General features: G+C 49.4%; 11 protein-coding genes. 10 read left to right on the forward strand and 1 reads right to left on the reverse strand.

Annotated features, from left to right (window positions below; all coding sequences use genetic code 11):
• The first annotated feature begins 86 nt into the window (after positions 1 to 86).
• The 6 genes from FN001_RS06055 to FN001_RS06080 all read left to right on the forward strand — a co-directional run bounded on the left by FN001_RS06055 (position 87) and on the right by FN001_RS06080 (position 6,271).
• On the forward strand, positions 87 to 305 hold the full coding sequence (locus tag FN001_RS06055) for a hypothetical protein (protein WP_118297799.1): 219 nt from the start codon (positions 87 to 89) through the stop codon (positions 303 to 305).
• A 273-nt stretch (positions 306 to 578) separates the two neighbouring features.
• A complete protein-coding gene (locus FN001_RS06060; protein WP_142411155.1) occupies positions 579 to 1,217 on the forward strand; it encodes a DUF4317 family protein in 639 nt (212 codons plus the stop codon).
• Positions 1,218 to 1,328: 111 nt separating this feature from the next.
• Positions 1,329 to 2,870: a Y-family DNA polymerase gene (locus tag FN001_RS06065; protein ID WP_142411156.1), complete on the forward strand. Its 1,542-nt coding sequence runs from the start codon at positions 1,329 to 1,331 to the stop codon at positions 2,868 to 2,870.
• Entirely contained in the window at positions 2,867 to 3,277 is a 411-nt protein-coding gene (locus FN001_RS06070) for a YolD-like family protein (RefSeq protein ID WP_142411157.1), read from the forward strand. Before FN001_RS06065 ends, FN001_RS06070 begins: the two co-directional genes overlap by 4 nt.
• 408 nt (positions 3,278 to 3,685) lie before the next feature.
• Positions 3,686 to 4,867: an iron-containing alcohol dehydrogenase gene (locus FN001_RS06075; protein ID WP_118605807.1), complete on the forward strand. Its 1,182-nt coding sequence runs from the start codon at positions 3,686 to 3,688 to the stop codon at positions 4,865 to 4,867.
• Positions 4,868 to 5,428: 561 nt separating this feature from the next.
• Positions 5,429 to 6,271 carry a DegV family protein gene (locus tag FN001_RS06080; RefSeq protein ID WP_142411158.1) on the forward strand — a complete coding sequence of 281 codons (843 nt, stop codon included), beginning with the start codon at positions 5,429 to 5,431 and terminating at the stop codon, positions 6,269 to 6,271.
• A 181-nt stretch (positions 6,272 to 6,452) separates the two neighbouring features.
• Here the strand turns inward: FN001_RS06080 and mnmL are convergent, their stop codons facing one another.
• Positions 6,453 to 7,388, reverse strand: coding sequence for a tRNA modification radical SAM protein MnmL/YtqA (gene mnmL, locus FN001_RS06085; protein WP_142411159.1), 936 nt, complete (start codon positions 7,386 to 7,388; stop codon positions 6,453 to 6,455).
• 366 nt (positions 7,389 to 7,754) lie between these two features.
• Here mnmL and FN001_RS06090 point away from each other — a divergent pair, with 366 nt between their 5' ends.
• The 4 genes from FN001_RS06090 to FN001_RS06105 all read left to right on the forward strand — a co-directional run bounded on the left by FN001_RS06090 (position 7,755) and on the right by FN001_RS06105 (position 13,330).
• The gene (locus FN001_RS06090) at positions 7,755 to 9,041 is read left to right on the forward strand and encodes a galactokinase family protein (RefSeq protein WP_142411160.1); all 1,287 of its coding nucleotides are present in this window, start codon (positions 7,755 to 7,757) and stop codon (positions 9,039 to 9,041) included.
• Complete coding sequence (locus tag FN001_RS06095; protein ID WP_142411161.1) at positions 9,038 to 10,036, forward strand: TAXI family TRAP transporter solute-binding subunit; 999 nt, start codon at positions 9,038 to 9,040, stop codon at positions 10,034 to 10,036. The genes FN001_RS06090 and FN001_RS06095 overlap by 4 nt, the downstream gene beginning before the upstream one ends.
• Positions 10,037 to 10,068: 32 nt before the next feature.
• Positions 10,069 to 11,007, forward strand: coding sequence for a DUF1177 domain-containing protein (locus FN001_RS06100; RefSeq protein ID WP_142411162.1), 939 nt, complete (start codon positions 10,069 to 10,071; stop codon positions 11,005 to 11,007).
• Between the two features lie 211 nt (positions 11,008 to 11,218).
• Complete coding sequence (locus FN001_RS06105; RefSeq protein ID WP_243121944.1) at positions 11,219 to 13,330, forward strand: SH3 domain-containing protein; 2,112 nt, start codon at positions 11,219 to 11,221, stop codon at positions 13,328 to 13,330.
• The last annotated feature ends 62 nt before the right edge of the window (positions 13,331 to 13,392 follow it).

Raw genomic sequence — 13,392 nt, forward strand, 5'->3', positions numbered from 1 at the left:
TACTGATTTTAACTTGATAATGTCGCAGTAATATGGTATAATCACACCAGTTCAGAAAATAATAATGAAGAAAGGAAGTTATCAATATGCAGTATGCAATTGCGCATTTAGATCAGGACGGAAAGGCCGATTGTGACCAGAATCCGTATATCTCCGTAGATTTTGAGAATAATCTGGAGTCATGTCTTGAGGCAGCGAATATGATGGAAGACGAAGGATATCAGGAAGTGACACCGTTTATCCTGGAAGATGAAGGAAAGAGCGGCACATATACCTGGGAGTATGTGAGAATTCACACGATCTAAGAGATGGTAAGACAAAGGAAGATCCGACAGCGAATCATAACAATGATCCCCGCTGGCGGATCTTTTTGCGTTTTCCGTGCTTAAGCTATTGTGACCAGAGAACTTTATGGGCAGAGAAGAAAAAACATAGAAAAGCTTGACGAACATATGTTCTGATTATATAATAGGAGTATCGATCAAGAGAAAAATAAGAGAAATAAGTCGGAATAAAAATTTCGGAATACAGGAATAACAGAAAACAGGAATGGAAAAAAGAGAGGGCGGAGAAAATATATGGGTACGATCAACCGTGATGACATGCTGGAACTTACGAGGAGAATGACGTTAAAAAGAAACTGCTTTGACCGGATCGCCGGTGCGTATCTGGATAAAGATGGATTTGTGGACGGAACCTTTAATAAAAATTTCCGTCAGCTTTCCCTGCCGGATCAGCAAAAGAACCTTGATATCGCGAAGATAATCCCGTTTTCTGAGACGAATGTTGCGTTAAAGGAGTATGTTTTTAACCCGGAGGAGAAGAAGCCGGGGAGTGTATGGCAGCTGCTCTGTGCGCTTCGGGAGTGTGAGTTAAAGAATGATGCACTGCTGGATATTTTTTATGAGATGTTTGGGGAAAAGTATCAGGCGTCCGGGGATTATGCGGTATATTTCTTTCATGGGAACTATGATGTGCCGAGAAAGGCAAAGGATAAGGAGAGTCTATGGGAATCGGAGGAAGTTTACCGTTTTCTGATCTGTGCGGTATGTCCGGTGAGAGGGGATTATGAGCCTGGAATGCCGGTCTGCGGATTTATGTTTCCTGCGTTTAAAGACCGTGGACCTGATAATGGGCGGATCCAGGTATTTGAGGCGGATCCGGCGCGGCCGCACAGGGATTTTTTGCGGGTCCTTCTTCCTGTGAGTGCAAAATAAAAGAAGACGGAGAGGAATACTTCTACGAAGAGTTTGGTGGCTTAAAATAACAGGAATGCGCAGAAACTCTGAATAAGATTGTAGAAAAAATAATGGGAGGGGAGAATAGCAATGGCAGATACGACAGGCAGAGAAAACAGGATCTACGCTGCAATCGATCTGAAATCATTCTACGCCTCCGTCGAGGTTGTAGACAGAAATCTGGACCCAATGACGACAAATCTTGTCGTTGCAGATCGGAGCCGGACTTCGAAAACAATCTGTCTTGCGGTGTCGCCTTCCCTGAAAGCGTATGGGATTCCCGGGCGTGCCCGCCTTTTTGAGGTGGAGCAGAGAGTGTCGGAGGTGAACCGGGAGAGAAAGAAATACGCTCCCGGAGGAAAATTTACGGGAAGTTCCTGCGAGGCGAATGAACTGGCAGCAAGACCGGATCTCGCCCTGGATTTTATCGCCGCGCCGCCGCGGATGGCGCACTACATGGAAATCAGTTCGATGATCTACCAGATCTATTTAAAATATATAGCTCCGGAAGATATTCATTCGTACTCGATCGATGAGGTGTTTATCGACCTGACTTCGTATCTGGAAACGTATCATGCGACGGCCCACGAATTGACAGTCCAAATGATCCGTGAAATTCAGAAACAGACAAAGATCATGGCGACAGCCGGGATCGGAACAAATCTTTACCTCTGCAAGATCGCTATGGATATCATGGCGAAGCATATCGAGCCGGATGCGGACGGAGTCCGGATCGCAGAACTGGACGAGATGAGCTACAGAAGAAATCTGTGGGATCACCGTCCGCTGACGGATTTCTGGCGCGTGGGACGTGGATATGCGAAAAAGCTGGAAGAGCGGGGAATTTATACGATGGGGGATATCGCAAGGTGTTCACTCGGAAGTGACGGGGATTATTATAATGAAGATCTTCTGTACCGGCTGTTCGGAGTCAATGCGGAACTTCTGATCGATCACGCCTGGGGATATGAACCGTGTACGATCGCGGACGTTAAGGCATATAAACCGGAAAATCACAGTGTCGGATCGGGACAGGTTCTCGCCTGCCCTTATACCGTTGAAAAAGCGAAACTTGTTGTCCGGGAGATGGCAGACCTTCTGGCGCTGGATCTTGTGGATAAGAAACTGACGACGGATCAGGTGGTCCTGACGGTGGGGTACGATATCGAGAACCTGACAGATCCGAAACGAAAGGGAAATTATGGCGGTGAGATTGTTACCGACCGTTACGGGAGAAGAATCCCGAAACATGCCCATGGTTCTAAAAATCTTGGCGGACATACTTCTTCCACAAAGCGGATCACGGACGCAGTGATGTCTCTTTACGATGAGATCATGAATCCGAAACTTCTGGTGCGGCGGATCGCGCTCTCTGCAAACCATGTTGCCTGTGAGGGAGCGGAGCAAAAGAAGGAAACATACGAACAGTTGGATCTCTTTACTGATTATGGAGTGCAGCTGGAACAGAAAAAGAAGGAAGCGGAAGATCTGGCACGGGAAAAACGGATGCAGCAGGCGGTTCTGGAGATCAAGAAAAAGTTCGGAAAAAACGCGATTCTAAAGGGAATGAACCTGGAAGAGGGAGCGACAGCGGTAACCAGAAACAGCCAGATCGGAGGTCACAAGGCATGAGTGCGTGGGAGACATACAGAGATATCATTGATCTTCCATATCCGACAAGGTCAAGGCATCCCCGGATGCCGATCGGGGACCGGGCGTCCCAGTTTGCTCCATTTGCGGCACTCACCGGTTTCGGGGCGGTCCTGAGGGAGACGGAACGGATCACGGAAAAGCGGATCGAGCTGGATGAATATGAAAAAGAGAAGCTGGATGAGAAAATACGGCTGATATTGGAAGAAAAAGAGATTCACCCTGAAATTACGGTGACCTTCTTCGTCCCCGATGAAAAAAAGGATGGCGGTGCATATGTGACAGCCTCGGGGCATATAAAAAGAGTGGACGAGGCGGAGCAGCTGCTGATCCTGGAAGAGGGAGACAAGATCCCGATGGAAGATATTTATGAAATCTCGCGAGTGTAAAAAAGAGGTTTTGCAGGTCTGTATCATCGGAATACTGAGAAGGAGAAAATGCCTATGAGCCCCGAATCTGAACAAATGATCGGTCTGCTGAGTTATGCAAGGCATGTGAGAGAGTACAGTTAGGAAAATACGATCAGTCAAGTTGCTGTGGAATGAAAAAAACTGACAAGCAATTATAAGACTGAAAAAAGAACAGACTGCTTTATATAGAAAGTAAAGCTAAAACACATAAAAATATCAGAATATAAACCGGGAATCACTTGCGTTAATTATTTAACAATGGTATAATACTCTCAAAGGGAAAAGGAAACCAGGCAGGATATTCGCCAGATCTTTTTCGCTCAATATGCGATATAAACACTGCATCAATGTCTGAAAGGACAGCTTTGTGAAAGGAGAACGGAACATATGGCAAGATTTACATTACCGAGAGATATTTATCACGGAAAAGGATGTCTGGAAGAGTTAAAGAATTTGAAGGGCAAAAAAGCATTCCTTGTTGTCGGCGGTGGTTCCATGAAGCGCCAGGGATTTCTTGACAAGGCGGTTAATTATTTAAAAGAAGGCGGAATGGAAGTCGAGGTCTTTGAGGGGGTTGAGCCGGATCCGTCCGTAGAGACAGTTATGAGAGGCGCGGAAGCAATGCGCAAGTTCGAACCGGACTGGATCGTATCGATGGGCGGCGGTTCCCCGATCGACGCGGCGAAGGCGATGTGGGCCTTCTACGAGTATCCGGAAACAACATTCGAAGATCTGATCACTCCGTTCAGCTTCCCGGAACTGAGACAGAAAGCGAAATTCGCTGCGATCCCGTCTACTTCCGGTACAGCCACAGAGGTGACTGCGTTCTCCGTTATCACGAATTATCAGACAGGCGTGAAATATCCGCTTGCCGACTTTAATATTACTCCGGATGTTGCGATCGTGGACCCGGATCTCGTTATGGGACTTCCGGTCAAACAGGTTGCATATACCGGTATGGATGCTCTGACACATGCGATCGAGGCCTATGTCTCCACATTGAACGGACCGTTTACAGATCCGCTGGCACTCCAGGCGATCGAGATGGTTCTTGAATATCTGCCGGCATCCTACAACGGAAATAAGCATGCGAGAGAAGAGATGCACTACGCACAGTGTCTCGCGGGAATGGCATTCTCCAACGCACTTTTAGGAATCGTGCATTCCATGGCTCACAAGACAGGTGCTGCTTTCTCCACCGGACATATCCCGCACGGATGTGCAAATGCGATCTATCTTCCATATGTGATCCAGTATAATGCGAAAGATACGGTTGCGGCTGATCGTTACGCGGAGATCGCGAGAAGAATGGGATTGGAAGGAAGATCCAGACAGGCACTGATCAACAGTCTCTGTGCTAAGATCAATGAATTCAACGAGAAGTTGAATATTCCGAAGACATTAAAAGAATTCGGCATCAATGAGGATGAGTTCAAGGAGAAGGTAGATCATATCGCAGAACTTGCCGTCGGTGATGCATGTACCGGCTCCAACCCGAGACCGATCGATCCGGCAGCGATGGCTAAACTGCTTACCTGCACTTATTATGGAACAGAAGTTGACTTCTGATCGATGGAAGTATGACTGGAATCACTGCGCGTACACGAACACTGTTCATCCCGGGCGGGAGATTTTCGCAGAGATGAAATAACGGTCGCTCCCTATCTGAAGAAGAAGGGAATGATCGGATCGAGAAAAGATGTGTAAAAAGTGATCCTGACACTTGCGGACACACGTTGATATGCTCCCTGCCAGACAGACAAGAGAAATGATAACACCTGTTTGTCTGGCAGGGAATTTTTTTACGCGAACAACGAGCCAAAGTCCGCGCTTGTGCGAGACCTTGGCGACTGTCGCGATAACAAGGGGAAAATCGCGAAGCGTGTTTTCACTTGTTACCTGGAAACCGTTGTTGTACATGGCAGAAAGTTTCTGAACTGAAAATTCCGTATGATGCCGTTGCGGCTGCAGATTTTGCCAATTCAGAATACGAAGCGTCGGCAAAATACTGTCATCCTATTGACTTTCTATAAAAGCCACTCTATAATATATGGTATTGAATACTACATCACGGGGGATGAATAAAAATATATCAGAGCCGTGATAGAAAATAGAGCTGGAGGAAACAGTATGAATTATAGAATTATCGGGGACAGCTGTATGGATCTTACAGAAGAGCAGAGAAAAGATCCGCATTTTACATTGATCCCGTTTACGCTGATGGTGGAAGATCACCAGTTTATCGATGATGAGAATTTTGACCAGAAGCGTTTTCTTCAGATCGTAAAGGAGAGCCCGGAATGCCCGAAGACCGCTTGCCCGTCTCCGGAGACATTTAAGGATGCTCTCTGCTGTGAGGAGGAGAATGTCTTTATTATCGCGATCTCTTCCCACTTAAGCGGATGCTACAACAGTGCGGTTCTTGCGAAGAATCTCTATGAGGAAGAGTTCGGAACTGGAAAGAAGAATATCGCGGTGATCGATTCTGAGTCGGCTTCCACGGGAGAGGTAAATCTTGCGCTTTATATCCAGGAACTGTGTGAGCAGGATCTCCCGTTTGATGAGATCGTGAAGAAAGCACTGGAATACCGCGACAGACAGAAGACATATTTCGTTCTTGAGACACTCGATACGCTGAGAAAGAACGGACGACTCACAGGACTTCAGGCATTCTTCGCAACAAAGTTAAATATCAAGCCGGTCATGGGCGCAGATCACGGTGTGATCATCAAGCTCGATCAGGCCCGCGGTATTCAGAAAGCGCTTCAGAGAATGGTGGAGATCGTCGTAAAAGAGGCAGGAACAACGGAAGATAAACGCCTTACGATCGCACACTGCAATGCACCGGAGCGCGCGCAGTATGTGAAAGAAAAGTTTGAGCAGACTGCAAAATTCAAGGAGATCATCGTGACGGAGATGGCCGGTCTTGCGACGGTCTACGCGGGAGACGGCGGAATTATCGCGTCGGTATAAAATTAACAATAAAACCAAAGGACGTGTCTATGACAGACGGGAATCACATGCTTTGTAATGAAATGACTGACTGTGGATCAGAACAATGAAGGAAAGTAACAACCGTTTTGAAAAAAATTAAAAGTCTGGTTTTCAGTGGGAAAAAGAAATTTTCTCTCATGAAAACCGGACTTTTTTGCACTTACAAAAGCCCCATTCCCTGATAGATTTTCTGCTCCTTCAGATATTTCGCGATCGAATTCAAAACAAGCCGCTTGTTTCCACTCCATTCCGGCGCAATGAGCAGAGACTTCGGTCCGTCCCCGCTGATCCTGTGGATCACGGTATCGGGCGGGAGGATTTTCAGACAGTCTCCGATGAGCTCCAGATATTCCGGCAGCTCCATCGTGCGAAAAGCGCCGGAACGGTAGAGAGCTGCGAGATCAGTGTCTTTTAAGACGTGAAGGAGCTGCAGCTTGATCCCGTCCACGTGCAGCTCTCCGAGATATCGAACAGTTTTAAGCATCTGCTTTTTCGATTCTCCCGGGAGCCCGAGGATCACATGGACGATCACGGTGAGACCCGCAGCTTTTAATCTGCGGTACGCATCCTCAAAGACAGGAAGCTCATATCCCCGGCGGATGAGTTTTGCTGTATCCTCGTGGATCGTCTGCAGTCCAAGCTCCACCCATACCGGTTTTTTCCTGTTTAATTCTGCCAATAATTTCACCGTCCCATCCGGCAGACAGTCCGGTCTTGTCCCGATGGAAAGACCGCAGATCTCCGGGAAAGAGACAGCCTCAGTGAAAAGCTGTTCCAGATAAGGGAGCGGAGCATATGTATTCGTGTAAGACTGGAAGTAGGCGATGTAGGAATTGTCATTTCCGGATATCTTGCGTCTGACACGGGTTTTTGCGAGATCCATCTGTTCCTTAAGGGAAGAGGTGCGTTTTTCCGCGAAATCCCCGGATCCTCCGGCGCTGCAGAAGATACAGCCGCCTGTGCCGAGTGTTCCGTCGCGGTTTGGGCATGTCATGCCGCCGTCTAAGGAGATCTTATAGATTTTTTTTCCAAATTGCTTCTTTAATTCATAGTCGAGAGAGTGGTACGGTTTTCCGCCCCAGTCGGTTTGCAACATATATAAAATCCTTTCTGATTCATGTTCATTTAAGTTGAATGCGCGTGAGGCCTGACGCATGAGCCGGACCAGCGTGAGCGGCTTGCTCACCGCCTGAAAGATATGGAAGGCTTATCACGACGAAGATAAAGTTTTCCTTGCAACACATATAAGAAGTATTATATAATAATAGAAAGTTTCTTTTCAATCGGATTTTGCTGCATTTCACTGGAACATACCGTAAAAAAGAAAATTTTTCATGAAGAAAAGCGAAAAAAAGAATTTGTTATCGCGACAGTCGCCAAGGTCTCGCGCAAGCGCGAACTTTGGCTCGTTGTTAGCGTAAATAAAATATCCGCAGAGCGGATCGAAAAGGAGATTGGGGTTATGGATAGAGAAGCTGCAAAAAGAGCATTACAGAGCGAGAAAGCGTCCGGATTTTTTAAGGAGATGTACGGAACCGGCGCCGCTGAGAATGAGAAGCGCTATGAGCATGTTCTCGAGGAATTCGGACAGGCGTTTGGGGAGAAGAATGTAAGCATGTTTACCTCCGCAGGCCGTACCGAGATCAGTGGAAACCATACGGACCACAACAACGGAAAGGTTCTGGCCGGGAGTATCAATCTGGACTGCGTAGCCTGTGCGGCAGCAAACGGAACCGACGAGATCCACATTATCAGTGAGACATACAACCAGAAATTCACGATCAATATCAATAACTTAAAGCCGAGCGACAAGATGGCGGGGACTATCGATCTGACAAAAGGAATGCTGGCAGGCTTCCAGGAGATGGGATATCAGATCGGCGGATTCGATGCCTACATTACGAGCAACGTGATCAGCTCCGCCGGGGTCAGCTCCTCCGCATCCTATGAGATGCTGATCTGCTCCATGATCAACGAATTCTTTAATGACGGCAAAGTGGACGTCGTTACATATGCCCATGTCGGCAAATATGCGGAGAACAAATACTGGAACAAGGGATCAGGACTTCTCGACCAGATGGCATGCGCGGTCGGCGGCATGATCACGATCGACTTCAAGAACCCATTAAAACCGGTCGTTGAGAAGATCGATTATGATTTCGGCGCGCAGGATCACAGTCTGATCATCGTCCAGACAGGAAAGGGACATGCAGACTTGAGTGAAGAGTATTCCTCAATCCCGAATGAGATGAAACGCGTGGCAGCCGTGTTCGGCAAAGAGTTCTGCGCGGACATCACGGAAAAAGAAGTGATCGACAACGCAGAAAAAGTGAGAAAAGAGGCGGGCGACCGCGCATTTTTACGTGCACTCCACTTCTTTGAGGAGAACAAGCGCGTGGAGAAAGAAGTAAAGGCTTTAAAGGAGAACCGCTTCGACGAATTCCTGGATCTGATCACGGAATCCGGAAATTCCTCCTGGAAATGGCTCCAGAACTGTTATGTTCCGGGCTCTGAGGAGCAGGGGATCACATCTGCGCTGGCTCTCACGGAGTTATTTATCAAGGAGAAGGGCTGCGGCGCATGCCGTGTTCACGGAGGCGGATTCGCAGGCGTTATCATGGCGATGCTGCCGAACCGTGTGGCTGATGAGTACATCACCTATATCGAAAAGGCCATGGGACCGGGAAGTGCATACCGCATGAGCATCCGCCCGTATGGCGCTGTCTGCGTGGACGGATATATCGCATGATGAAAATGCTGAAAAACAGGAAGAAACGGGTGTGCGCGGGAATGGCGGCTCTTCTTGCCGCGTCCTGCGTGCTGTCCGCATGTTCAAAGAAGGAGTCTGATGCTCAGGAGACACGGAAGCTCATTATGGGGACTTTCACTGAGGACAGCGTGACGGACCGGGCCGGAAAAGCCGTGGCGGCGACCATCAGCAATACAGTTCCGGGGATCTATGTGGAGACATGGCCGTCGAAAGGCGCCTATGTGAGTATGGATCATCTGTTTGACGGAACGTATGATCTGGTGATCGTTCCGGCGGGGGCGGCTCTGGAGGCATACACGGGAACCGGCGCGTGCGAAGGCGAAAGAAAGGAAAAACTCCGCGCGATCGCGGCCTGTTACCCGATCGTCTCCACCTGGGCATCCCCGAAAGAACTGGGACTTTCTGAGGTACAGGAGTTAAAGGGGCATCCGCTCGCGGCCGGAAATGAAGGTTCTGAGACTGCAAAAGTGTCCGGGGAAGTGTTTGACGTCCTGGGGATCAATGAGGAAAATTCCGAGATCTGGTACTACGGGATCAAAGGAGGAACCGATGGGATCCGCGACCAGTGGGCGGACGGGATCCATGCGTTCACGGAGAGTCCGGTTTCAGCTTATAAGGATCTGGCATCGGAGAACAGGATCCGCTTTTTGTCCTATACGGACGAAGAGCTGGATGCGATCCTGGCCGGACACCCGGAGTACAGTAAGATCACGATCCCGGCGGAAACCTACGAAAACCAGGATGAGGAGATCACGACGTTTTGCGAGAAAGTCCTGGTCTGTGTCTCTGCGGACATGGACGAGGAACTTGCCCATGAGATCGCCTGGGCTCTGGAGGTCAACGGACCTGTGTATACAGCCGGACAGGATTTCATGCGGGCAATGGACGACAAAGAATTCCGTGCACTGGATCTCCCGGTCCCGCTTCATGACGGGGCTCGGCGGTACTATGAGGAACAGGGCTATTTTAAATAATGGAAATAAGACCAGGAAAAGGAGGATGTCTTATGCTTTATAAAGAAATGATCGAATTGTTTGATATTCTGGACAGTGCGTCAGCGTCCGGCAGCGAAGTGGTAGAGTATCTGAAAGCCATCAACCCGAGGTGCCAGGCGGAGACATATCCATTGGCGGGACCGAACGGTCACACGGACATGGTGCGGATCCTGATCCCCGGGAAGAACGGAAAGTCGAAAGGCGGAAGTGCGGGAACGATCGGGATCCTCGGACGCCTCGGAGGACTTGGCGCGAGACCTGACCAGACAGGATTTGTCTCGGACGGCGACGGTGCACTGACAGCACTCGCAGTAGCTGCAAAACTTCTGAGAATGCAGACAAAAGGCGATTTCCTTGAGGGGGACGTTTTCGTCTCCACGCATGTCTGCCCGGATGCACCGACGGTTCCACATGAACCGGTGCCGTTTATGAACTCCCCGGTGGAGACATGGCAGGTAAATAAGGAGGAGGTGACGGATGACCTGGATGCAGTCCTCGTCGTGGATACCACAAAGGGCAACCGGATCATCAATCACCGCGGTTTTGCGATCTCCCCGACCGTATGTCAGGGATATATCCTGAGAGTCAGCGAAGATCTTCTCGATGTCATGCAGATGACGACCGGAAAGCTGCCCTACGTATTTGCGCTGACGCAGCAGGACATCACGCCGTATGGAAACGGGATCTTCCACCTGAACAGCATCCTGCAGCCTGCGACAGCCACCAAAGCGCCGGTGGTGGGCGTGGCGATCACTACCGAGACCATTGTTGCCGGATGCGCAACGGGATCCATGCACATGGAGGACCTCGACGACGCGGCGCGGTTCATGATCGAGGCAGCGAAGGCATTCGGGAAAGGAAAACTTGAGTTCCTTGACCGGGAGGAGTTTGAGCGGATCAAGTCTCTCTACGGCAGCATGGAACATTTCCAGACGCTGGGCAAGAATTAAAAATAGGCGAATTCCGGCAGAAAATCCAGATTTTTAAGAAAATTGAAATAAAATTATTATAAATCCCGGCGGAAAAAATTTGACAGGCTCCGCCGGGATTGTTACAATTACGGGTAGAGTAAAAAAGATGTAAATGATGTGACGGTAAAAGGATGAAGCCGTTACGAAAAGATATGAAAACCGTCCATGGGGCGGATGATGGAGAACATACATGTCAGACAGAGAAATGATGGAAGAAACAAAAAAGGAAGATCCGGTGAGCGTGGAGAACGCAGCGCAGGAGGATCAGATTACGGAAGTTCCGGCAGATGAAACTGTCGGGCAGAACGCGGAGCAGCCGTCAGGCGGCAATACGGCGGAACAGTCTCCTCAGATGCAGACGGAGTCTGTACCACAGGAAGCGGATCAGCAGCCGGATGATACTGCAGCGCAGGGACAGGAAGCGGAGCCGGAGAATGAAAAATCTGAGACTCTGGGAGCGGATCAGGCAGAAACTGCTGAAGCAGAGCATGAGCCGGTACACAGGACACGTTCGGAACGAAGTTCGGGAACTCACAGAAGCAGACAGCCTGAACGCCCGAAGAAGGATCATCAGGCGAGCCAGCGCGACAATATCCTGAGACTTCGCGAGATCAAGAAGAAAAAAGCGGCGATGCCGTATATGAAGATCCTGGCAGCAGGCGGTACGGCTGTTGCGATCGTTGCAGTTGTCGCAGTCGCGGGAACCATGATCAAAAACCATAAAGACACGTTTGGCGGCATGAAGGTCGAGACGGCAGCGGCTTCTTTGGAGACGACCGAGGCGGCATCCGAGAGCGGAGAAGAGAAAAATATCGTTCTCGAGACAACGCTTTCCGCCGAGGAGATCGAATCAAAAGAATTCGAAAAGACGGTTCAGAGTATCGTGGACAGCTATGCAAATCTCGGTATCGCGGAGGTTTCCGGATATCTGAACGTCAGAAAGACGCCGGAGAGCTTCGGAGAGGTTGTCGGAAAACTTCCGAAAGGCGGTGCCTGCGAGATCCTGGATACTTCGACAGAAGGATGGTATAAGATCTCATCCGGCGGTGTGACGGGATATGTGAGTTCCCAGTATGTCTACACAGGGGATGAGGCGAAGAAACTGGCTGCTGAAAACGTGGCGGAACGCGCCGTGATCGATGCGGATAAGTTAAATGTCCGTTCCGAGCCGAAGGCGGATGCCGACGTGGTGGACCAGGTATTCAAGAATGAGCGATACGACATCAAGAGCCAGCAGGACGGCTGGATCCAGATTTCCGACGGATATATCTCCGCGGATTATGTCACGGTAAAATATGCCCTGGATGAAGCGATCAAGCAGGATATGAGACAGACCGTCTTAAGCCTCTATGATAACCTCGGTGTTTCCAATGTATCGAACTACCTGAACGTCCGTGATAACCCGGATGAGACGAAGGGCAAGATTATCGCGAAGCTGCCGAGCAATGCGGGATGTGATATCCTCGACACATCGACTGCAGGATGGCTGAAGATCCGTTCCGGAAATATCACCGGTTATGTCAAATCCGAGTATATCCTGACCGGACAGCAGGCGAAAGATAAAGCTCTCCAGGTTGCGAAACTGATGGCAATCTCCAATACGGACGGTGTCAATGTCCGGACGGAGCCGAATACGAACTCCTCGATCTACACACAGATCTCCAACAGTGAGCGATTCCTTGTCGCGGATCAGCAGGACGGCTGGGTCAAGATCGAGATCGATGATCAGGATGCATACCTGTCCAGTGACTACGTGGATGTTAAGTATGGTCTTGAAGAAGCGATCAAGTACACACCGGTTGTTGAAGTTGCGGATACCTCTAACAGTAAGAGCAACACGAAGAACAGCACCGGAAAGAGCAGTTCCAGCTCCAAGAACAGCGGAAAGAAGAGCAGTGCAAATGACGGAGCGGCCGGATCGAAGTCCGGAAGCGTTTCCTCCAAGCGTGCGCAGATCGCGAACTATGCGGTACAGTTCGTCGGAAACCGCTATGTATACGGCGGAACGAGCCTGACAAACGGAACAGACTGCTCCGGATTCACGATGTCCGTCATGGCGAAGTTTGGTGTTTCCCTGCCGCATAACTCCGGTGCACAGTCCGGAAGCGGAAAGTCGATCACATCGAGCCAGATGCGTCCGGGCGACCTTGTATTCTACTCCGGAAGCGGCGGAATCAACCATGTAGCTCTCTACATCGGTAATGGTCAGGTATGCCATGCGTCCAATGCAAAATCCGGTATCAAGATCTCCACATGGAATTATCGTACACCTGCGAAGATCGTGAACGTATTAGGAGACTAAAAGTTATACGATCAAAAATATAAATCAGAATAAACAGTCCGGTAGAAATACCGGGCTGTTTA

The organism is Clostridium sp. Marseille-P7770 (genome assembly GCF_902143525.1).
Lineage (GTDB): Bacteria > Bacillota > Clostridia > Lachnospirales > Lachnospiraceae > Pilosibacter.